Origin of the sequence: Haloferax namakaokahaiae (assembly GCF_042663225.1) — an archaeon.
In the GTDB taxonomy this organism is placed as follows: domain Archaea; phylum Halobacteriota; class Halobacteria; order Halobacteriales; family Haloferacaceae; genus Haloferax; species Haloferax namakaokahaiae.
The window spans coordinates 779,234-798,300 of the sequence record NZ_JBHTAA010000001.1 but is presented as its reverse complement, the minus strand read 5'-3'; the positions used below and the strand labels follow the sequence as shown (position 1 = coordinate 798,300).

The window sequence follows — 19,067 nt, the reverse complement described above, 5'->3', positions numbered from 1 at the left end:
CGCGTACTTCCCTATTGTCGAACGTGAAGGATTGCGCTGTCTCGGGGTTTCAAGCGTTTAAGGTCGATTAAACTCCTTTTTGGTTTCCCATTGAGGCACGTCACCACTTCTCTAGGTTACCCCTGTTTCACGGCGCACATCGGCACTACTCCCGTGGAACAGACACGCCACTCACACGGGGATGACGGTGTCGTTCGCCGGGGGAGACAGCCCGCTCGTGCGGGAACACCGGCACCATTTTGGACTCGCTCTCGCCTCCTCCACGTATGTTCCGTGCAGGGTCGTTCGTCGCCTCGAACCTCTCCGAAATCGACGACGAGCAAGTCCAACCGAACGGTGTCGATTTGACGCTCGAAGCCATCCTCGAACAGGTCTCGGTCGGCCGACTCGCCCGCGACGGCAAGACGATCGGCGAGCGCGAACCCGTTGCCTTCGCCGACCCGGACACCGAGACGTACCGCCTCGAACCCGGCGGCTACGTGCTTCAGTACGCCGAGACGGTGTCGATTCCCGAAGACCACGTCGGCTACATCTACCCCCGTTCGTCGCTGATGCGAAACTCGTGTATGCTCAACACGGCGGTGTGGGACGCTGGCTACGAAGGAAAGGGAGAAGGACTCCTCCAGGTCCACCACCCAATCGAACTCCAACGCGGCGCGCGAGTCGCCCAACTCGTCCTCTCGACGGCCGACCACGACGGCACCTACGACGGGAGTTATCAGGGCGAGCGAACCGAATAATACCGGTTCGTTACCAACATAATCGTTTTCCCGACGTTCTCGGGAATGGCTAATTTATTTCAAGTTCGTCCAGGACGTGTATATGAGTGGAAGCGGGGAACGTCCGGGCCGAGCGAGGGGCGACCTGTGAATCGTCCGCTTCCGCACTTCCTTCCAACCACCTCACTCGCGCCGAGCGCGAGGATAAAAGAGACTTCTGGCTAGCAACGAGTGTGCTTCGACCCAAAGGCACATTTACGCGCATGCCTAAGTGCGGTTCAATTACATGTCACGGAGTCCATCTCTCCCAGAACGCCCACATCTCGATCTGGACCCCGACATGTCGGATGGTGAGCGCTTGTCTGCCCTTCGTAGCCACTTCGAGCGCATGCTGGAAGTGAACCGCGAACTCGGCCAGCGACTCGAAACCGCCGACGACCGTCGTGCGGAGTTGGTCGATGAGGTCGAGCAGATGAAAGCGCGGAACGACGCGTTGAAGACCGCCTCGTACTACATTGCGACGGTCCAAGAAGTGAGCGACGATGGTGTGATAATCAAACAACACGGGAACAACCAGGAGGTGCTGACCGACCTCGCGCCGCATCTCTCCGTCGAGGACATCGAGTCCGGTGACCGTGTCGCCATCAACGACTCCTTCGCCGTTCAGACGATTCTGGACGACGAGACCGACGCGCGTGCGCAGGCGATGGAAGTCGTCGCGTCTCCCGAGGTCACCTACGACGATATCGGCGGCCTGGACGACCAAGTCCGCGAAGTCAGAGAAGCGGTCGAAGACCCCCTGGAGAACCCGGGGATGTTCGAAGAGGTCGGCATCGACCCGCCGTCCGGCGTCCTCCTGTACGGACCGCCGGGCACGGGGAAGACGATGCTCGCCAAGGCCGTCGCCAACGAGACGGACGCGGCGTTCATCAAGATGGCCGGTTCGGAACTCGTCCAGAAGTTCATCGGCGAAGGCTCGCGCCTCGTCCGCGACCTGTTCAAACTCGCGGCCGAACGCGAACCTGCGGTCATCTTCATCGACGAAATCGACGCCGTCGCATCGAAGCGTACCGACTCGAAGACCTCCGGCGACGCCGAAGTCCAGCGGACGATGATGCAACTGCTCTCGGAGATGGACGGCTTCGAGGAACGCGGCAACATCCGCATCATCGCCGCCACGAACCGCTTCGACATGCTGGACGAGGCAATCCTTCGTCCCGGTCGGTTCGACCGCCTCATCGAAGTGCCCAAGCCGAACGTCGAGGGCAGAAAGCGCATCCTCGACATCCACACGAACAGCATGAACACCGACGACGACGTGGACCTCACGGAACTCGCCGAACTCCTCGACGACTACTCGGGTGCCGACGTGGCGTCGCTGGCGACCGAAGCGGGCATGGTCGCCATCCGCGACGAGTGGGACACGGTGACGATGGCTGACTTCGAAGCGGCCTACGAAAAGCTCTCGAAGACCGATTCGACGGGTATCGGTCCCATCTCCGGGTTCACCGACTACCAGTACTGAACGAGTGCGGACGGCGAACGGGTCGAACCACGGTCCCGGCGCGTTTCGTAACCGCCTTTTTCCCGCGCACGAGTGGTCACACAATGAGCACCATCTACGTCGTCCGCGGTGTCGGCACTGCGCCCACCGAGATGGCGTCCTACGATGCGGCACTCGCGGACGCGAACGTCCACAACTACAACCTCGTCGCCGTCTCCTCTGTCGTCCCCGCGAACGCGACTGTCGAGGAAGTCCCCATCGCGCCCGACCTCGGCCCCGCCGGCAACCGACTCACCGTGGTCCAGGCGCGCGAGACGACTTCGGAGCAAGGCCAAACCATCTCCGCTGGACTCGGATGGACGACCGGTCCCGGTCCGGGTCTGTTCTACGAAGCCTCGGGCGCGGACGAGGCGTCGGTCGAAGCGTCGATTCTCGACGGCTTGGACGCCGGACGTGACCTTCGTGAGTGGGAGTTCGACGACGAACAGGTCACGATTTCGACGGCCACTCACGAGGGCGAGGGCTACACGACGGTGGTCACGGTCGCGGCCTACGGACAGAGCGAACCCATTATCTAGTTGCCAGTACCCGACCGATGTACTCATTGCATAGAGCGCTAAAGTAGACGAAATGAACGGCGGGAGTCGCCTCCGCTTCTCGCCCCTGGTTATTACACTCCTGTACGCGATTTCCGGCTTCACGTGGATCTTCGTCGGCGACCGACTCGTCGCGCGACTCCCGAACGCCGCGCTCGTCCAGACTGCAAAAGGGTGGCTCTTCGTGCTCTTTTCGGCGTTCCTGCTTTATGTGCTCATCAAACGAAGCAACGAGGACGTTCGAGACGCCACCTCGCGTCTCGATTCGTTGCTCACGCACACGAGCGTCCTTCATCGCATCCTCCGGCACGACATCCGCAACGCGTGCACGTCGATTCTCGGCTACTCGGAGCTCGTCGAACCGGCCGCAAACGCTCCGAGCGGCGTCCATCCGGTCGAGGCGATTCGAAACCGAGCGAGCCAGCTGGTCGAGGTGAGCGACGAAGTCTCGCTCCTTCGGGAAGTCGAAGTCGCCGAAGGGACGGCCGTCGATATCGACCTCGCCCGGTCGGTACGCGATGCCGCCGAAGACCTGCAGCTCGAATACGAGAACGTGTTCGTCTCTGTCGAGACGCCACCATCGGTCGTCGTCCGCGCCCACCCGGCCCTCCCGCGAAGCCTGACGGAACTCCTCGAAAACGCGGTCGTCCACGCCGAGTCCGATTCTCCGTCCATCGAACTGACCGTCAAACACTTTCGGGACACCGCGCAGGTGACCGTCGCGGACGACGGACCGGGAATACCTCCCATCGACAAAGAGGCGCTCGAAGCCGGGACCGAGACGCCGCTTCGGCACACCAGCGGTATCGGATTGTGGCTCGTCCGCGCCATCGTCGAGGCGTCGAACGGGACGTTGTCGGTGTTGTGCCCGGGCCAGCACGGGACTGTCGTCGCCATCTCCGTCCCGTTGGCCTCCGGGACAGATTCCCGACGACGGTTTTTTACACGTCCTACGCGTAGCGATAGCGACTGATGAACGGGAATCACCCATATGCGGGCGCTCCCGGCGTGTCTGGTGCCGGTCAGCTATCCGATTCTGAGCTCACGACAGCACAGATAGCGACGCTCAAACGCGCGGTGGCCGGTATCGTCTCGCAGACCGAATCGTACCTCCCGGAGGGGTTCGCCGTCGGGTCGGAACTCTCGACGGGACCGAACGGCCCGCTGGCCACCGTCGCCGTCCACCCGCCGGTCGGCCATCCGGTGAGTGCTGGCTTCCGCCCCGACGCCGACGAACTCGAAACGGGACTGACCGACGAGGACCGCAACGAAGTCGCACAGGGTCTCGCCGCCAGCGCGGCGCTGCAAGTGATGAACGCCGTCGGTGACGACCTGACACCGGCCGCTCGATAGACGACCAGAGACCGGGACGCCCCGTTTTCACGTTACGCTCCGTCTTCTCGCCCGCAGCACTGTCTCGTGACAAGGCACTTTTAGCTCGCCCGCGTAGGTGACCTATGGTATCCCTCAGTTCCTACGCCGACGAGATTGGACCGACGGCGCTCATCCTCGTCGGGTTCCTCCTGTTCGTCTTCCCCGAACCTGCGACCTCAGCGCTCGGCGCTGGCTTGATGCTGTTCGGAGCGGCCTACTGGTTCTGGGAGTGGGGTCGGCCAGAAGAGTCCGCTTAGAAACTCCCGCGACGCCGATTCTGTCCGGCGTTCTCGGTCGTACTCGCTTCGACACCGTCGAGTGGCGACTCCACGTGGTTCGACGCGAGCGGCGTCGTCGGAGGCGCGATAAACAGCCCATACGCGAGGACCGCGACCGAGACGAGACCGCAGACGCCGACGACGAGCGAGGTGGGCAGTGTCGTCATCCGTCCGAGGAGGACGCCGACCACGAACGGGAGGGGTAAGGTAACGAGAATAACGTCGTACAAGGTCGTCTGCGAACCGATGCCGTCGCTATGGGGTGTTTGTGAGCGCATGATACCACTACCGAGTCAGTACGAAGGTTCGGATATTATACGTTTCGCCGTTGTCGTGCGGTTTGACAAGTCCACCCATTCTCACTTTCTATTGAAGTCCCGAGAAGAGGAGGGCCATTGTTGGCTCTGTTTCAATTATCTTCATTTCGATTGTGCTTAGAAGACCAGTGGCCTCTCGACCATTCACTCATTATGTACTCTATAGCACTTCTCGCTAGATTGGTCAGACGTGACTTTGAATTCATAACGATTGTGGATAAGTTGACCGTGGTGATTATCATCGCTTGCCAGATAAATGTGAAAAGCAAACTAGCACCAATAACTTCGATACCGTACCTTCCGGAACTGAAGGAGAATGGTTGGAAAATTGTCATTAGAACTACCAATAGAATAGAAATTGAAGTATTTCTAATGATTGTGTGTAAATTGTGCTCATTCTGGGATACCCATACAGACCAAATTGACGAAAGTATCGACAAAAGTAACCCCAGTAAAACGACTAACGAATATAGAATTGTTTCTTGGTGTGGATGACCGAATAGATAGATAAGGTATAGAAAGGTGATGATGAATGGGGAATCTGACTTAATATTGTAGGTGTATGTGTTTTTCAGCCATTCTTTCGGAATATGGGTGCTAATCCCGAATATGATCTGGAACGTGAGGATAACGAGTGTGATTTCTATGAGACCTGAATTACCACTCAACAGGGACCCGGCAGTGAAAATTAATACAAATAAATTTAGACCACCTCTGAGTAAACTGGTGTATGTCTCTTCCCAGTTTCGTTTAACATCGGAAACGACTGTTTGATTTTCTCTTACAACTCGAGAATATTCTTCGCGTGCCTCAATTTGGGCCTGATGCTTGTTTTGGTAGTCCTGTGGATTATCTAATCTATTCTGGATTGTTTCAGCTTCCAGACCTGGTTCTACTACTTTTGGAGATATAATTGCGAATACAGCTTGTAATCCTGTAGTGAGACGACCTTGAGCTAGAGCAAAATTAACCAAGGCAGATATAACGGCCAGTGAGTACAGGAAATTTGCGCCAGTTGGTCGTAAAAAACCCAATGAATTAGCGAGGTTCTTGGCTGCAACAGAAGGGGGTACCAAATTTGGAGGTTGGATATTACCATTGATGAATAGGTTATATAGGCCGAAAGAAGCTGAAATAACCAAACCCGTCACTGCGACCAATGTGCGTATTACTCGAGTTGCTTGGTGTCTCTTGACACGAACTGTTTCAATTTGAAAATCAATCCGGCGTTTTGCTTCTTCTATGTCGATTTCAAATTGACTTGAATTGTCGCCAACCATTGGTTAAGAGATACTGTTCCTATATAAAATAAGAAAATAATATAACTGTGTTGACGTGGGGGCAGCGGTAGTCTGTTGACTAGCGTCTAGTCTCCTTACTTGCCCCAGAACGGGTCGCGGCGGCGGTGTTTGTCGAGATAGCCGGAGAGCGCCTCCAACTCGTCGGTCGGGATGTCGTCGCGGAGTTCCTGTTCGAGAATCTTCGCGTGCTTCTCGGGCAGTTCGATCCAGAGTTCGTCGCCCTCGCCGATTTGGCGACCAACGGTCGGGCCGTCGATGGCGACGCTGACGCGAGAGCCGGCGCGGACGCTCGATACGTCCTCGCCCTGTTCTTGAATCCCGGAGAGTTGGCCGACGCGCTTGGCGTCGTTGCCCTCCCACTTCACGACGTTCATGTTGTTTTTCAGCGTGCCGGACATGACCTCGACGCCGACGACGGCGGGGTTGTTCTGGCGGAAGACGTGGTCCTTGAGGATGCGGAAGCGACACGGCCGGACGATGTTGTCGAGAATCGTCTCCTGCTGGGCGCGCTTCATCTCATCGACGAACTCCTCGTACTCGTCGATGAGTTGGTAGATGACGTCGTCCTCGAACAGTTTCACGTCGCTGTGGTCGAGTTCGTCTTCGGCGTTCGAGAGCACGTCCACGTTGAACCCGAGGATGACTTTGTGTTCGGGTTCGCGGGCGGTCGAGGCGACGGCGATATCGCGCGGGGCGATGTCGCCGACTTCGGCCCGGAGGATGGGGACTTCCGCCTCTTGCAGGGCGTTCGCCATCGCTTCGAGACTGCCGAGGGTGTCGGCTTTGACGACGACGCCCTCTTCTTCGGTGGTGACTTCGATATCTGCGAGTTCGGCCTGCACTTCGGCGATTACGTCGTCGATGTCGCGGTCGCGGACGACGCGAACCGGCGCGCCGGCCATCGCGTTTTCGAGGTCGGGGGCGGCGATTTTCACACCGGCCGCGGCGGCGACTTCGTCAACCTTGTTGAACCGCTTTTCCGTGCGAATCTCGGCGTTCGGTCGGGGTTGGAGGAGCGCGCGAACCTCGGTCACGATGGGTTCGTTCGCGCCGCCGACGACGATGGTGTCGCCCTTGCGGATGGTGCCGTCGTAGAGCACCACGTCGAGGGTCGCACCGAAGCCGCGTTCTTCCTTGACTTCGAGGACGGTCCCGGCACCGGGTCCGGCCACGTCGATGGCCATCTCGTCTTTCATGTAGCGCTGGGAGAGACCCATGAGGACGCCGAGGAGGTCCGGAATCCCCTCGCTCGTGAGCGCGGAGACGGGGACGACACCGATGTTCTTCTGGAAGTTCTGGACGCGCCAGTAGAAGTCCGAGGAAAAGCCCATCTCGGACATCTCGCCGATGATTTCGTACAGCTTCTCGTCCAGTTTCGAGCGGGCGCGCTGGGACTGCGCCTCGTAGGACTTCTGAATCGGTTCGCCCTCCTGCGGGTTCCAGCCGGGCGTGGTGTCGATTTTGTTGGCCGCGACGATGAACGGCGTCCCGGTTCGCTTGAGGATGTCGATGGCCTCCTTCGTCTGCGGTTGGAAGCCGTCGTTCACGTCCACGACGAGGATGGCGATGTCGGCGAGCGCGCCACCGCGAGAGCGGAGGGTGCTAAAGGAGTGGTGGCCCGGCGTGTCGATAAAGAGCAAGCCCGGCAGGTCGAAGTCGTCGGGGTTGACGAGCGCGCCGGCCATCTGCGAGACGGTATCGAGGGGGACGGCCGTCGCGCCGATGTGCTGGGTAATCGCACCGGCTTCGCCGCCGGTCACGTCGGAGCCGCGAACTTTGTCTAGGAGGCTGGTCTTGCCGTGGTCAACGTGACCGAGGACGGCCACGATGGGTGTGCGTAGTGTATCGGTATGTGTTTGCGAATCAGTGTCGGACATGGAGAATCGCCCCGGAGAAGGTTACTTGTCCGATTCGAGTCGGTGATTCAAGTTAAGTCCATCGTCACGTCTTCCTTCGGTCATTCGGACAGGTCTCGTCGTCTGCCCAGCGTCAGACGCGCCCGTGGCGTTTATGTGACGTGACGAGGAAGGCAGGGTATGGCCGACATACTCGCCGAGAACCTCTCGGGGAAGGCCGTCATGGGGTCTGACGGCACGGAACTGGGGATGCTGTACAACATCACGATGGACCTGAAATCGGGCGCCCTCCACGACTTGCTCGTCCAACCCAACGAGGAACTCGCACCGGGTCGCGTCGCTTTCGACCGCGACGACCGCGGACGCTTCAAGATTCCCGTGAACCGCGTGCAGGCCGTCAAAGACTACATCGTCGTTCAGCGATAGATTCAGATGCGGATTCTCGACTCTTCTGCGTTCATCAACGAGTATCATACCGACGACGAGACGGCGTCTATCCCGATGGTCAAAGAGGAACTGACCGGCGAGCACGCCTTCCGGTTCGACGCGCTCGAAGGCGCTGGGATGTACGTCCACATCCCCGGACAGGGAACCGTGGAGAAGGTGCTCAGCGCGGCCGGCGAAACCGGCGACAAGGACGTGCTCTCGGAGACGGACACTCGCCTCATCGCGGCGGCGTTCGAACTCGACGCGGTGCTCGTCACCGACGACTACGCCATGCAGAACGTGGCCGAACGTCTCGACGTCGCGGTCGATGTCATCGCCCAAGAGGGCATCAAAGAACAGCGACAGTGGAAGTTCCAGTGTCAGGGCTGTGGCCGCGAGTTCGACGAGAAGAAAGAGCGCTGTCCCATCTGCGGGATGCACATGACGCGCAAGAACCCGGCGTAACGAGGGCTCGTTTTTCGATTCGATTCGCGCTCAGAGCAATCGAGTCACGTCGCTTTCAGAGCAATCCAGTCACGCTCAGGTAACTCGCCACGAACTGCACCGCGTTGAACAGGCCGTGCGCGACGGCGACGACGACGAGGTTCCCGCTTCGTTCGTAAATCGCGGCGAGGACACTCCCGAGAATGAAGACCATGAGAAGCGAGATAATCGCGCCGTCGCCCGAGAACGACCAGACGTGAATCGACGCGAAGACTGCGCTCGACCCGATGATTGCGGGAATCGGTCCCCAGAGTCGCCGGAGTTCGCCGTAGGCGATGCCCCGAAAGATGAGTTCCTCGGCGGGGCCGACGAGGAGGATAGTGATGACGGTCAGATAGAGGAAGTAGACCGGATTGGCCTCGCCCTGCTGGGCGAGGACGCTGTCGCCGCTTTCGATGCCGAGTGCTGACATGACCGCGCTTCCGGCGAGGTAGACGGCGAAGAGGGCGAGAAGCCCGCCGCCGACCCATAGCATGTCGCGTCGCGTCGGGCGTTCGAGGCGAATCAAGTCCCACTCGTCGCGGACGGCGAGATAGCCGAGTCCGACCGCGCCGAAGCCGATAAACTGCGCGGCGGTGCTGAACGCAGCTGCGACGGGGCTATCCGCCGGAACGAACCCGGAAGCGAGTCCGAGTGCGATAGAACCGAAGAGACCGCCGACGATGATGGAGAGAGCTACGACGATGATGATGCCACCGTAGGCCTGGAGGTGGTCGGCGGGGGTGGCCGAAGACCGGGCGGTATCGTGCGCCATTGGACTTCGTTTCGTATGCGAGGCGGATAACCGATTCGGGTCTGTCCCTTTCGGACCGTCCCGAGTGCGACATGGTCTGAATCGCCTGAAATTCAGAATTAAACGGACTATTGTCTCACTAATTTATTCTTGTCAGCACTGTATAATTACGGGTCAATGCGATTGGTCCACGTTCTCATTCCCATCGGGAAGACAGAAGCCGTCCTCGACGAGTTGGACGCGGAAGGTATCGATTACGCGGTGAGCGAGGAAGTCGGCAGAGGCGAGTACGAAGCGCAGGTCTCGTTTCCCGTCCCGACGAGCGCCGTCGAACCGGTGTTGACCCGCCTCCGAAACGTCGGCATCGAAGACGACGGCTACACCATCGTCCTCTCTGCCGAGACAGTCGTCTCGAAGCGATTCGCAGACGTGCGGGCGCAGTACACCGACCTGTCGCTCTCGCGGGCGGAACTCGTCTCGCGGGCCGAAGAGATGGCCCCGGCGCTCTCGACGTTCGTGGTGATGACCATCGTGAGCGCCGTCGTGGCGACGACCGGACTGCTCTCGAACTCGGCGGCGGTCATCATCGGCGCGATGATTATCGCGCCCGTGATGGGACCGGCCATCTCCGCCTCCGTCGGCAGTGTGCTGTACGAACCGAAACTGTTCCGTCGCGGCGTCGGCCTGCAAGTGCTCGGCGTCTCGCTCGCTATCGTCAGTGCGCTCGCGTTCTCGATACTCGTCAAAGAGGCGCTGTTGGTCCCGCCGGGGTTCAATCCGATAGAGGTGCCGCAGGTCCAAGAACGCTTGACGCCGAACGTCCTCTCGCTCGTGCTCGCAATCGGGGCGGGCGTCGCGGCAGTGTTCAGCCTGACGCGCGGTGTCTCGTCGGTGCTCGTCGGCGCGATGATTGCCGTCGCGTTGGTCCCGCCGGCCGCCACCGTCGGTATCGGCATCGCGTGGAACGCCCCGCTCGCGGTGTTCGAAGCCGGGACGCTCCTCCTCGTGAACATCCTCGCGGTGAACCTCGTCGCGCTCTCGCTGCTGTGGGTCAGTGGCTATCGCCCCGTACTCGAAGACCAGACCGGATACGCTCGAAAACGGACCCTCCAGTTGCTCGGCATCATCGTCTTCGCGCTCGTCGTCCTCGGGCTGGTACTCACCTTCGTCAGTTTGCTCTCCGTCGCCGACGCCCAGTTCAAGTCGAACCTGACTGGCGAGGTCACCGACGTTCTCGCGCAGAACCAGTATCAGGGCGTCCGCCTCGTCGAGATTCGAATCGACGTCTCGCTCCTCCAATCGATACTGTTCAGCGAGGAAGTCGAGATAACGGTGCGAGTCCACACCGAGGACGGAACCCCGCCTGTGGGACTCGCAGATAGTATTCGCAGCGAAATCCTCGCCGACCAGGGTATCGACACGGTCGTCGTCGTCGAAGCCGTCGATGTGTCCCGCCCGGCGGGCGAGACGGCGACCACAGCACGGCAACGCGTCCCGCTCCCCTCGCTGGCGGCCCGCGCTGTCAGTCGATAATCAGTCGCTCTTTGTCCGCAACCGCGTCCGCTTCCTCGAAGTCGCCGCCCCCGAGCAGGCCGCGTGCGGCGCGCTTGCCCCACTCGACCGCCGGTTGCACGAACGTCTCGACGCTGGCGAGTTCGCCGTAGACGACACAGGCGGTCTCCATCGCGTAGAGTAGTTCGCCCAGTCCGTACTCGTTCACTTCGTCCAGTTCGATGCGGACGTTCGGTTGCCCGGCGGCGACGAGACTGGCTTCGGTCGCCTCGAACTCCGCATCGAGCAGTTCGCCGAGCGACGAGCCGCCGAGATAGGCGAGTCCGTCGAGGTCCGTCTCGGGAATCGACACGTCCTCGCGGTCGGTCGCTCGGACGAGCGTCACGAGTTTGTCGCGCGGGCCGGCGCGGTAGAGTTGAAGTTGCGAGTGCTGGTCGGTCGCCCCGAGCGCGCGAAGTGGGGTTTGGCCCAGTCCGTCCTTGCCCAGCGATTCGGCCCACAGTTGTGCGAACCACTCGGAGAACGTCTCCAGCGACTCGGCGTACGGCATCATCGCGTTCGCCGTGTAACCGCGCTCGGCGAGGGCGAAACACACCGCGCCGTAGGCGTAGGCGGGCGAGTCGAACAGCGAGTCCGAGAGGCGCGCTTCCTGGGCGGCCGCCCCTTCCAGCACCGCTTCGATATCGTGGCCGCAGAGCGCGGCGGCGGCGAGACCGACCGTCGAGAGCACCGAGAACCGGCCGGGAACGCCGTCGGGGACCGGGAGCACGGGCAGGTCGTGTTGGTTTGCAAGGTCGCGCAGATTTCCTTCCTCGCCGGTCGTGACGAAGGTTCGGTCCGCCCAATCGACGCCCGCGTCGTCCATCGCTTCCTGGACGACGAGGAAATTGGCGAGCGTCTCGGCGGTCGTGCCGGAGCGCGAGACGACGTTGACGACGGTCGAACCGAGGTCGAGCGAGTCGAGGAGCGAGGCGACCGCTTCGGGGTCCACGTTGTCGAGGTAGTGGGCTTCGACGTCGCTGTCGAGGGCGTCGGTGAGCGTCGCCGCGCCGAGCGCGCTCCCGCCGATACCGACCGTGACGATGGCCGAGGGGTTTTCGAACCCACCCACGGCCTCGCGGATTTCGGCGGGGTCGGTGCTGGACGGGAGGTTCAACGACGCGTAGCCGTGTTCGTCGGTCTCGCGTCCCCGCTCGATTCGGTCGTGAGCGGCCGCGACGCGGTCGTCGAGTCGTTCGAGCGTCTCTCGGGAGACGCCGTGGACAGACGCCGTATCGAGGACGTTGCCGAGGTCTATCTGCATGTCAAAATGCCCGCGCGCCGGCGTGAAAACGACACCGGTCGGTTTAATCGGCGTCCCTTCCAAGACCGGCTAATGGCTGACGACTACGGCGGCGTCTTCGGGGCATTTCCGTACGCGTTCCGGCACAGCGACTCGTGGGTGTTCAAAGCCTACGTTGTCCTCGGCGCGCTCGCCGCGGGTATCGTCTCGCTCTTCGTCGTCTTCGGACTCATCGTCCTCATCGCGGCGACGGCGGCGATTCCCGGCGGGGCGCTGACCCTCTCGCGCTCGTTCTACATCCTCGTTGGACTGTTCATCGTCGGGCCGCTGGTCGCCCCGATTCTCTTCGTCGCCCGCCGACATCGGAGAACTGGCTCTGACCGCCGCTACGACGTGACCCTCGCACTGACCGGGTTCGCGTTCATGCTCTCGGTCTACGTGGGTCTCGTCATCTCGATTCCGGTGGACTTGCAGACGCCGCCCGCGCCGTTCACGCTCGGCCCCATCACCATCTCCGCGCTCGTCCCCGTCGTCCAGTTCCTCTACGACCTGCCGCCGCTCGCTGGGCTGATTCCGCCGCTCGTTTGCGCGCTGGCCATCTTCGGCGCGCACCGACTGCTTCGCTGAAGGCGACTGACCTCGAAACGAGGAAAAGGCCTGATGACTTACAGCGGACGATGACCGAGTCCGAACAAACGGGGACGTTCCTCGTGACGGCCGCCGACGAGGAGTCGGCAGTACTGAAGAACGTCGAATCCGGGCAAGTACACACGCTCTCGTCCAACCCCGGCGTCGCAGAAGACGAAGCCGTTCGCGGTACCGTCGCACCCGACCCGCCGATGAACGTCTCGTGGCAACTCGTCGATATCGAGACGCGATGGGAACTCAGTATCGAACAGTCCTCTGAGTCGCCGACGACGAACTCCAAAGAGATTGCCAGCGACAAGGGCGACGGCGAACTCGTCCGCACCGAGCGCGCCGGCCGCGGCGAGATTCACATCCTCTCGGTCCCCGAAGACCTGACCGAACAGGCCGTCGAAGACCTACTCGACGACCGCGAGGGCCTGCTCTCGCGGGCCGCCCGTCTCGACGTGAACCGCGTCGAAATCCGTTCGTCACCCGGCGTGGTCGCGGTTCGCTACATGCCCTGATTCGTTCGATTCTCGGAGTCGTTTCTCACGATTCCTTGCCGGTCGTCGCGGCCGGACCGTCGGCGCTCTGGACGCGCCACCCGCCGTGGACCGCGCCCTCGCGCTCGACGTACTCTATCTCCGTCTTTCCGGTGAGTGCCGTCGCTCCCTCGGGTTCGACTGCCTCGACTCGCAGGGTGAGCGTGAGCGAGTCGCCGCAACACCCCACGTCGAGGAACTCGTCCCACTCGTCGCCGACGGCGGCCGTCGTGTGGACGCGCCGAAGGTAGTTCACGAAGCGCGAGGCGAACAGTTGGTCGCGCCCCCACGCGCTCAGTTCGTCCGGGAAGGAGACGACGACGTTCGTCGCCGATTCGGTCGCCATAGGTCACGATTCGCCTTCGAGGCGTATGTCGTTGTCGCGGGTTCACAACCCGTACCCCTACCTCGTATAAGAAACCTTATTCCGCATCGCTCGGGACCGGAACTCATGGTTGAGTTTACGGTACCGGATGTAGACTATACCCAGTACACGAATCGCCAACTCGCGGCGATACCACTGGCCGTACTGGCGGTGGCGTTGCTCGTCATCGCCGGGTGGTTCGTCGTGACTGGCGCACCCGTGGACCCGGGTATCGACTTCACCGGTGGCACGGAACTCCGTATCGCAACGGACGCCCCACAGAGCGAAGTCCAACAAGCGTTCTCCCCCGCTCCCGACTCGATTCGCGCTGTGCCGTCCGACAACACGTACGTCTTGACGTTCCAAGCAGGCAGTGCAACGACGACCGAACTCGAAGAACAGGCCGCTGCGGCCGGCTACGAAGTGCGTTCTATCGACGCCGTGTCGGCGAACTTCGGTTCAGACACGCAGTTCCTCGCGCTCGGCGGCGTCGCCGTCGCGTTCGTCGGAATGAGCCTCTTGGTCTTCGCGCTCTTTCGAACGTTCGTCCCCTCTATCGCAGTCGTCATCTCCGCGTTCTCGGACATCGTGATTCCCGTCGCCCTGATGAACATTCTCGGCATCGAGTTGTCCTTGGGGACCGTCGCGGCGCTCTTGATGCTTATCGGGTATTCGGTGGACTCCGACATCCTCCTGAACAACCACGTCCTCCGACGCTCCGGTGACTTCTACGAATCCACCTACCGGGCGATGCGCACCGGTGTGACGATGACGCTCACCTCCATCGCCGCGATGATCGTGATGACGATTACGGCGACTATCTTCGGCATCCAACTGCTCGCCGCAATCGGGACGGTTCTCGTCTTCGGTCTCGCCGCCGATCTGATGAACACCTACCTGCTCAACGTGAGCCTGCTTCGCTGGTACAAGTACGAGGGGGTGAAACGATGAGCACGCTCCGAGACAACTGGCGAGTCATCTTCCTCGTCGTCGCCATCCTCCTCTCGACGTTCGCGCTCTTCTCGCCGACCGTCGGCAGTCAACCCGCCGTCGGCGAGGACGCCTCCCTGACGAACCTCCAGTACGGGCTTCAACTCAACGGCGGAACGCGAATTCGCGCCCCGCTCATCGGCATCACCGCCGAGGAAGTGGAGTTCAACGGCGACTCCGAACGCGTCGTCGAGCAGAACGTGGCCGCCCAAATCGAGGGTGCCGACGCTGCAGATGTGATTGCACGTCTCGGCGCGCAGTCGAACACCGTCGAAGTGACCGCTCGAAACGTCACCGCGGACGAACTCACGAGCGCGCTCGACGCCGCAGGCTACGCCCACGGCGAGGTGAGAGACGGCGTGACCGAGACGACGCGCCAGGAGACGGTTCGCGTCCTCGAATCCAAGATCAACGAGGCGGGTCTCTCCGGCGGGACGGTCCAACAGGTGACCACCGCGACGGGCGAGCACTTCGTCCTCATCGAAGTGCCGAACCGCGACCGCGGCGACGTGGTTGACCTCGTGAGCGAGCGCGGGACCGTCCAAATCGACATCTACTATCCGAACGAGAGCGGGTCGGGCTACGACACCCGCGAAGCCGTCCTGACGCAGGACGACTTCACGTCTATCGGAACGGCACAGGAACCACAGACCGGCGGCGGCGCGTTCGTCCCCGTCTCGGTTCGTGACCAGCCAGCCCAGACGTTCCAAGAGGACGTCGTCGAGACCGGTCTCGCCCAGCAAGGCGGGACGCGCTGTACCTACATGGAGAACCCGAACACGACCGAAGCGTGTCTCCTGCTCGTCGTCAACGGCGAGGTCGTCAACGCCTTCGGGATGAGTCCGGGTCTCGCAGACGGCATGCGAACGGGCGAGTGGGCAGAAGCACCGAGCTTCCAACTCCAGACGCGCAACACCTCCGAGGCACAGCAAATCGCCATCAACCTTCGTGCGGGTGCGCTGCCGGCGCAACTCGACCTCTCGGGGGTCGATGGCGGCACCTCGTCGTACATCTCACCGAGTCAGGGTGAGAACTTCAAGTTCGACTCGCTTCTGACGGGCATCATCGCCGTGCTCGCGGTCGCTGGCGTGGTCTTCCTCCGCTACGGCAAACCCGAGGTCGCACTGCCGATGGTCGTCACCGGTCTCTCCGAGGTGTACGTCTTGCTCGGGTTCGCCGCGGCAATCGGCTACCCGCTCGACCTCTCGGTCATCGCCGGCTTCATCGCCGTCATCGGGACCGGTGTGGACGACCTCATCATCATCGCCGACGAGGTGATGGCCGAAGGCTCCGTGAAGTCGAGAAAGGTCTTCCAGTCGCGCTTCCGTCGCGCGTTCTGGGTCATCGCCGCGGCCGCCGCGACGACTATCATCGCAATGAGTCCGCTCGCGGTGCTCTCGCTCGGTGACCTCCAAGGGTTCGCTATCTTCACCATCCTCGGCGTGCTCGTCGGCGTGCTCGTCACCCGTCCCGCCTACGGTGACATCCTGCGCATCCTCCTGACCGACGACCGCTAACGACTCTCTTTTTCGACACGTCTTCCAATCGCCCAAAGCGAAGGCATTCCGCCGATTCGAAGGGATTCTTCGGTTTCACCCGTGGTATCGTATAACTATCCCGGTTCTTACTGTGTAGATGAAAGTCATTATTTCAACCATTGCATACTTTCCGACACAATAATATAGATGGTGAATCGACTATTGAACGAAGCGTGGTATGAATTACCGCCGCGTGTCGGTGACAACACGCCCTCCAAACCAATGAGTACCTCACCAGTTCGACCCAACGACTCGGCTGCGACGAATTTCGACTTACTGGAATCTGAATCGGTTCCGGCAGACGACGTGGAGTACACGGCGATTATCGCGCCGTACGACGACGCCCCAGACGAGTGTACCATCTTCCCCGCTGGTCTCTCCGAGGACGAACTGCTGACGACGTGGCTCTCTGCACAAGAAGGGTCGTACGTCTCGCTGGCCGAGATGGCCTGAACCCCGCAACACCCCGCTGTATTTTTCTCGCGTCAGAAGTCCCCGAGCGACGCCTGTTCGTGGGCCGCCAACAGGTCGCTACACGTGGACCACGACTTGCGAGCACACGCGGGGAGAATCCCGTGCTCGCGGACGAACTCCCGCAAGAAGTCGCGCGTCGTCTGGTCGCTCGGATAGCCGCTTCCGACCTCGCCGTACTCCGATTCGAGCGCTTCGATTCGGCGGTCGCGCTCGACTTTGGCGACGATACTCGCCGCGCCCACGATTGCGTGTTCGTCGTCGGCGCGGTGCTGGGCGTGGACGGTGACGCTCGTTCCCCGTTCTGCAATTCCGTCGCGGACGCGACGCCCGAATCGTTCCTCGCTCACGTCGCCCGCGTCGCAGACGACCTCGTCCTCGGCGACGGCGATTTCAACGGCGGCCTCGACCTGCGCCCGAACCGTCAGCAGGTTCATGTCCGTCTCCGGGTCGTCGATGGTCGCGGGTTCGACGAACGCGACGCCGACCGAGATGTCTTCTCGCGCCCGGAGTTCCGCGGCGAGTTCCTCGCGTCGCGCGGGCGTCAGTCGCTTCGAGTCTGCGATGCCGTCGGGCAGCGAGTCGGAGTCCGCCCGAACCGCCGCGGCGACCATCGGACCCAAGACGGGTCCCTTGCCGGCCTCGTCGATGCCGATTCGCATCTTACTCCTTGAAGAAGTCGTCGTCCTCGAACGGTTCGTCCTCGCCTTCGACGGCGATGACGTCGAGCGCGGTGACGATACTTCCGGTCCCGAGGATGCCCGCGAGACTCGGATTCGTCCGGCCCTCGTCGCCAGAGACGAGTTCCTTGATGTAGAGACCGCCCTCGCCGTGGATTTCGACGGTTGCGTGGCGCGGGTCTTCGAGTTCGCCGGAGGTGTCGTAGACGTGGCGCGTCCGGGTGATGCTGGCGCGGCGGTGGTCCACCCGGTGCGGGGTGTACTGCTCGATGGTCGCGCCCTCCAGTTCGTCCAGTGCGCTCTGGAGTGCTTCTTCAGAAACGTCGTCGTCGAACTCGACGGCGGCGCGGTACTGCTTGCTCGCGTCGAGTTTCTTCACGCGCTCGACCATGTCGTAGGTGGCCAGTCGGAGACCTTCGACTTCTATCGAGCCACCGGCCATCGCGTTCACGTCGCCCTCTAGTTGTTCCACGTCGATGTCGCGGCGACGCGGTTCGAGAATCTCCACGACGAACGGACGACCCGTGCCGAGCATGAGCGCGTCCACGTCCTCGCGGCCTGCACCGTGGAACTTCGCATCGACGCCGTCCATCACGTCCATCACGACGGGCGCGACGAAGCCCTCGACGCTCTCGTCGTAGAGGTAGCCAGAGCCACCACAGTGGTCACAGGACTCTTTGCCGACGAATCCGGAGCCGTCGCACTCGCGGCACGGCCACTCGGTCTGCGGAATGTCGCGCTTGAGCTTTCGATACCGGCCGTAGACGAACGCGGAGTTAATCTGCGCCTCGACGGTGTCGGCGTCGATGTCGAGCAAGAACTGCACGTCGGGTCGAGTGAAATCCACCTCGGTGCCGGTGAGTCGGCCGACGCGCTTGCCGACTTCGCGGTTGAACTCGGATTTGAACCGTTCGCCGGCGTCTTCGGGCAACCCCGCACCCTCGCGGAGGAGGAGTTCGTTCTCCTCGACGAGCGGCGGCGCACGCGTGCCGACTTGATACGTCGCAACTTCGGTTCCTTCCATGGCTTCTGCACAGCGTTCGGCCCACTCGTCGAACTGGGCGCAGTAGCCCTCACACACCCAGCAGTCTTCGGTATTGACGGGGTCGTACGGTTCGTCGTCGTCGAGTGCGGCGGCGATTCGGAGCGACCGCCCCCGTTCGGCGTTCGTCAACCCGAAACTCCGCTCGGCGAAGACCCGGCCGAGGCAGGCGTCACACACCGGCCCGCTCGCGGCGAGTTCTCGGGCGTCCGCAAGGATGCTCATACTCGGGGACTAACGCGGCGGGCGTAACTATCTTGCTTTGTTCGGCGGGGTGCGTTGTTCTGCGCTGGATTCGGATTGCCGTCCCGTCCAGTGGGTGGCATTCTCACCCGGGTTACGTGCTATCTTATTTCCGAGAAAATTAATGTACGGCGACGTGGTAGCCGGTGCAACACCTGGGATTAGGAG

The 19,067-nt window shown here is 61.7% G+C and carries 22 protein-coding genes; 14 read left to right on the top strand and 8 right to left on the bottom strand.

Annotated features, from left to right (window positions below; genetic code table 11):
• Positions 1-266 precede the first annotated feature (266 nt).
• The 6 genes from ACFQJC_RS04310 to ACFQJC_RS04285 all read left to right on the top strand — a co-directional run bounded on the left by ACFQJC_RS04310 (position 267) and on the right by ACFQJC_RS04285 (position 4,450).
• The gene (locus ACFQJC_RS04310; RefSeq protein ID WP_390222018.1) at positions 267-740 is read left to right on the top strand and encodes a deoxyuridine 5'-triphosphate nucleotidohydrolase; all 474 of its coding nucleotides are present in this window, start codon (positions 267-269) and stop codon (positions 738-740) included.
• Positions 741-1,005: 265 nt separating this feature from the next.
• The gene (gene pan2 / locus ACFQJC_RS04305) at positions 1,006-2,244 is read left to right on the top strand and encodes a proteasome-activating nucleotidase Pan2 (protein ID WP_390222017.1); all 1,239 of its coding nucleotides are present in this window, start codon (positions 1,006-1,008) and stop codon (positions 2,242-2,244) included.
• A gap of 83 nt (positions 2,245-2,327) precedes the next feature.
• Positions 2,328-2,801: a pyruvoyl-dependent arginine decarboxylase gene (locus tag ACFQJC_RS04300; protein ID WP_390222016.1), complete on the top strand. Its 474-nt coding sequence runs from the start codon at positions 2,328-2,330 to the stop codon at positions 2,799-2,801.
• A gap of 91 nt (positions 2,802-2,892) precedes the next feature.
• Complete coding sequence (locus ACFQJC_RS04295) at positions 2,893-3,792, top strand: sensor histidine kinase (protein ID WP_390222333.1); 900 nt, start codon at positions 2,893-2,895, stop codon at positions 3,790-3,792.
• Positions 3,792-4,172, top strand: a complete 381-nt coding sequence (locus tag ACFQJC_RS04290) for a DUF5811 family protein (RefSeq protein WP_390222015.1) — start codon at positions 3,792-3,794, stop codon at positions 4,170-4,172. The genes ACFQJC_RS04295 and ACFQJC_RS04290 overlap by 1 nt, the downstream gene beginning before the upstream one ends.
• A 104-nt stretch (positions 4,173-4,276) precedes the next feature.
• Positions 4,277-4,450, top strand: coding sequence for a hypothetical protein (locus ACFQJC_RS04285; protein ID WP_390222014.1), 174 nt, complete (start codon positions 4,277-4,279; stop codon positions 4,448-4,450).
• On the opposite strand, the gene ACFQJC_RS04280 is transcribed toward ACFQJC_RS04285, so the two are convergent.
• The 3 genes from ACFQJC_RS04280 to infB form a co-directional block, all read right to left on the bottom strand.
• Positions 4,447-4,749: a DUF8015 family protein gene (locus ACFQJC_RS04280; RefSeq protein WP_390222013.1), complete on the bottom strand. Its 303-nt coding sequence runs from the start codon at positions 4,747-4,749 to the stop codon at positions 4,447-4,449. The genes ACFQJC_RS04285 and ACFQJC_RS04280 overlap by 4 nt on opposite strands.
• Before the next feature lie 131 nt (positions 4,750-4,880).
• Positions 4,881-6,068 carry a hypothetical protein gene (locus ACFQJC_RS04275; protein ID WP_390222012.1) on the bottom strand — a complete coding sequence of 396 codons (1,188 nt, stop codon included), beginning with the start codon at positions 6,066-6,068 and terminating at the stop codon, positions 4,881-4,883.
• A gap of 95 nt (positions 6,069-6,163) precedes the next feature.
• Complete coding sequence (gene infB, locus ACFQJC_RS04270; RefSeq protein WP_390222011.1) at positions 6,164-7,966, bottom strand: translation initiation factor IF-2; 1,803 nt, start codon at positions 7,964-7,966, stop codon at positions 6,164-6,166.
• Between the two features lie 159 nt (positions 7,967-8,125).
• On the opposite strand from infB, the gene ACFQJC_RS04265 reads away from it, so the two are divergent.
• Together ACFQJC_RS04265 and ACFQJC_RS04260 are read left to right on the top strand one after the other, a co-directional pair.
• Positions 8,126-8,371: a PRC-barrel domain-containing protein gene (locus ACFQJC_RS04265; RefSeq protein WP_390222010.1), complete on the top strand. Its 246-nt coding sequence runs from the start codon at positions 8,126-8,128 to the stop codon at positions 8,369-8,371.
• Between the two features lie 6 nt (positions 8,372-8,377).
• On the top strand, positions 8,378-8,836 hold the full coding sequence (locus ACFQJC_RS04260) for an NOB1 family endonuclease (protein WP_390222009.1): 459 nt from the start codon (positions 8,378-8,380) through the stop codon (positions 8,834-8,836).
• A gap of 55 nt (positions 8,837-8,891) precedes the next feature.
• Here ACFQJC_RS04260 and ACFQJC_RS04255 read toward each other — a convergent pair whose 3' ends face one another.
• Complete coding sequence (locus ACFQJC_RS04255; protein WP_390222008.1) at positions 8,892-9,629, bottom strand: CPBP family intramembrane glutamic endopeptidase; 738 nt, start codon at positions 9,627-9,629, stop codon at positions 8,892-8,894.
• Between the two features lie 156 nt (positions 9,630-9,785).
• Between ACFQJC_RS04255 and ACFQJC_RS04250 the strand changes: the two genes are divergently transcribed.
• Positions 9,786-11,141, top strand: coding sequence for a TIGR00341 family protein (locus ACFQJC_RS04250; RefSeq protein WP_390222007.1), 1,356 nt, complete (start codon positions 9,786-9,788; stop codon positions 11,139-11,141).
• Here ACFQJC_RS04250 and ACFQJC_RS04245 read toward each other — a convergent pair.
• Positions 11,131-12,423, bottom strand: a complete 1,293-nt coding sequence (locus ACFQJC_RS04245) for a glucose-6-phosphate isomerase (RefSeq protein ID WP_390222006.1) — start codon at positions 12,421-12,423, stop codon at positions 11,131-11,133. The genes ACFQJC_RS04250 and ACFQJC_RS04245 overlap by 11 nt on opposite strands.
• A 72-nt stretch (positions 12,424-12,495) precedes the next feature.
• Here ACFQJC_RS04245 and ACFQJC_RS04240 point away from each other — a divergent pair, with 72 nt between their 5' ends.
• Both ACFQJC_RS04240 and ACFQJC_RS04235 read left to right on the top strand, forming a co-directional pair.
• Positions 12,496-13,029, top strand: coding sequence for a hypothetical protein (locus tag ACFQJC_RS04240; protein WP_390222005.1), 534 nt, complete (start codon positions 12,496-12,498; stop codon positions 13,027-13,029).
• Positions 13,030-13,079: 50 nt separating this feature from the next.
• Positions 13,080-13,553, top strand: a complete 474-nt coding sequence (locus ACFQJC_RS04235; RefSeq protein ID WP_390222004.1) for a DUF5812 family protein — start codon at positions 13,080-13,082, stop codon at positions 13,551-13,553.
• Between the two features lie 25 nt (positions 13,554-13,578).
• On the opposite strand, the gene ACFQJC_RS04230 is transcribed toward ACFQJC_RS04235, so the two are convergent.
• Positions 13,579-13,917, bottom strand: coding sequence for a hypothetical protein (locus ACFQJC_RS04230; RefSeq protein ID WP_390222003.1), 339 nt, complete (start codon positions 13,915-13,917; stop codon positions 13,579-13,581).
• Between the two features lie 105 nt (positions 13,918-14,022).
• Here ACFQJC_RS04230 and secF point away from each other — a divergent pair, with 105 nt between their 5' ends.
• The 3 genes from secF (at position 14,023) to ACFQJC_RS04215 (ending at position 16,916) form a co-directional block, all read left to right on the top strand.
• A complete protein-coding gene (secF, locus tag ACFQJC_RS04225; RefSeq protein ID WP_390222002.1) occupies positions 14,023-14,886 on the top strand; it encodes a protein translocase subunit SecF in 864 nt (287 codons plus the stop codon).
• Complete coding sequence (secD, locus tag ACFQJC_RS04220) at positions 14,883-16,442, top strand: preprotein translocase subunit SecD (RefSeq protein ID WP_390222001.1); 1,560 nt, start codon at positions 14,883-14,885, stop codon at positions 16,440-16,442. Before secF ends, secD begins: the two co-directional genes overlap by 4 nt.
• A 243-nt stretch (positions 16,443-16,685) precedes the next feature.
• Positions 16,686-16,916 (top strand): DUF7511 domain-containing protein, encoded by a 231-nt coding sequence (locus tag ACFQJC_RS04215; protein ID WP_390222000.1) that lies wholly within the window; start codon positions 16,686-16,688, stop codon positions 16,914-16,916.
• A gap of 32 nt (positions 16,917-16,948) precedes the next feature.
• Here ACFQJC_RS04215 and rnhB read toward each other — a convergent pair whose 3' ends face one another.
• Positions 16,949-17,596 carry a ribonuclease HII gene (gene rnhB, locus ACFQJC_RS04210; RefSeq protein WP_390221999.1) on the bottom strand — a complete coding sequence of 216 codons (648 nt, stop codon included), beginning with the start codon at positions 17,594-17,596 and terminating at the stop codon, positions 16,949-16,951.
• A 1-nt stretch (position 17,597) separates the two neighbouring features.
• Positions 17,598-18,881, bottom strand: coding sequence for a tRNA pseudouridine(54/55) synthase Pus10 (locus ACFQJC_RS04205; RefSeq protein WP_390221998.1), 1,284 nt, complete (start codon positions 18,879-18,881; stop codon positions 17,598-17,600).
• Positions 18,882-19,067: the final 186 nt, after the last annotated feature.

Bases quoted from the DNA above. Each gene is read 5' to 3' on its own strand.
- ACFQJC_RS04310 (WP_390222018.1), top strand. From the start codon at position 267: ATGTTCCGTGCAGGGTCGTTCGTCGCCTCGAACCTCTCCGAAATCGAC.
- pan2 (WP_390222017.1), top strand. From the start codon at position 1,006: ATGTCACGGAGTCCATCTCTCCCAGAACGCCCACATCTCGATCTGGAC.
- ACFQJC_RS04300 (WP_390222016.1), top strand. From the start codon at position 2,328: ATGAGCACCATCTACGTCGTCCGCGGTGTCGGCACTGCGCCCACCGAG.
- ACFQJC_RS04290 (WP_390222015.1), top strand. From the start codon at position 3,792: ATGAACGGGAATCACCCATATGCGGGCGCTCCCGGCGTGTCTGGTGCC.
- ACFQJC_RS04285 (WP_390222014.1), top strand. From the start codon at position 4,277: ATGGTATCCCTCAGTTCCTACGCCGACGAGATTGGACCGACGGCGCTC.
- ACFQJC_RS04280 (WP_390222013.1), bottom strand. From the start codon at position 4,749: ATGCGCTCACAAACACCCCATAGCGACGGCATCGGTTCGCAGACGACC.
- ACFQJC_RS04275 (WP_390222012.1), bottom strand. From the start codon at position 6,068: ATGGTTGGCGACAATTCAAGTCAATTTGAAATCGACATAGAAGAAGCA.
- infB (WP_390222011.1), bottom strand. From the start codon at position 7,966: ATGTCCGACACTGATTCGCAAACACATACCGATACACTACGCACACCC.
- ACFQJC_RS04265 (WP_390222010.1), top strand. From the start codon at position 8,126: ATGGCCGACATACTCGCCGAGAACCTCTCGGGGAAGGCCGTCATGGGG.
- ACFQJC_RS04260 (WP_390222009.1), top strand. From the start codon at position 8,378: ATGCGGATTCTCGACTCTTCTGCGTTCATCAACGAGTATCATACCGAC.
- ACFQJC_RS04255 (WP_390222008.1), bottom strand. From the start codon at position 9,629: ATGGCGCACGATACCGCCCGGTCTTCGGCCACCCCCGCCGACCACCTC.
- ACFQJC_RS04250 (WP_390222007.1), top strand. From the start codon at position 9,786: ATGCGATTGGTCCACGTTCTCATTCCCATCGGGAAGACAGAAGCCGTC.
- ACFQJC_RS04245 (WP_390222006.1), bottom strand. From the start codon at position 12,423: ATGCAGATAGACCTCGGCAACGTCCTCGATACGGCGTCTGTCCACGGC.
- ACFQJC_RS04240 (WP_390222005.1), top strand. From the start codon at position 12,496: ATGGCTGACGACTACGGCGGCGTCTTCGGGGCATTTCCGTACGCGTTC.
- ACFQJC_RS04235 (WP_390222004.1), top strand. From the start codon at position 13,080: ATGACCGAGTCCGAACAAACGGGGACGTTCCTCGTGACGGCCGCCGAC.
- ACFQJC_RS04230 (WP_390222003.1), bottom strand. From the start codon at position 13,917: ATGGCGACCGAATCGGCGACGAACGTCGTCGTCTCCTTCCCGGACGAA.
- secF (WP_390222002.1), top strand. From the start codon at position 14,023: ATGGTTGAGTTTACGGTACCGGATGTAGACTATACCCAGTACACGAAT.
- secD (WP_390222001.1), top strand. From the start codon at position 14,883: ATGAGCACGCTCCGAGACAACTGGCGAGTCATCTTCCTCGTCGTCGCC.
- ACFQJC_RS04215 (WP_390222000.1), top strand. From the start codon at position 16,686: ATGAGTACCTCACCAGTTCGACCCAACGACTCGGCTGCGACGAATTTC.
- rnhB (WP_390221999.1), bottom strand. From the start codon at position 17,596: ATGCGAATCGGCATCGACGAGGCCGGCAAGGGACCCGTCTTGGGTCCG.
- ACFQJC_RS04205 (WP_390221998.1), bottom strand. From the start codon at position 18,881: ATGAGCATCCTTGCGGACGCCCGAGAACTCGCCGCGAGCGGGCCGGTG.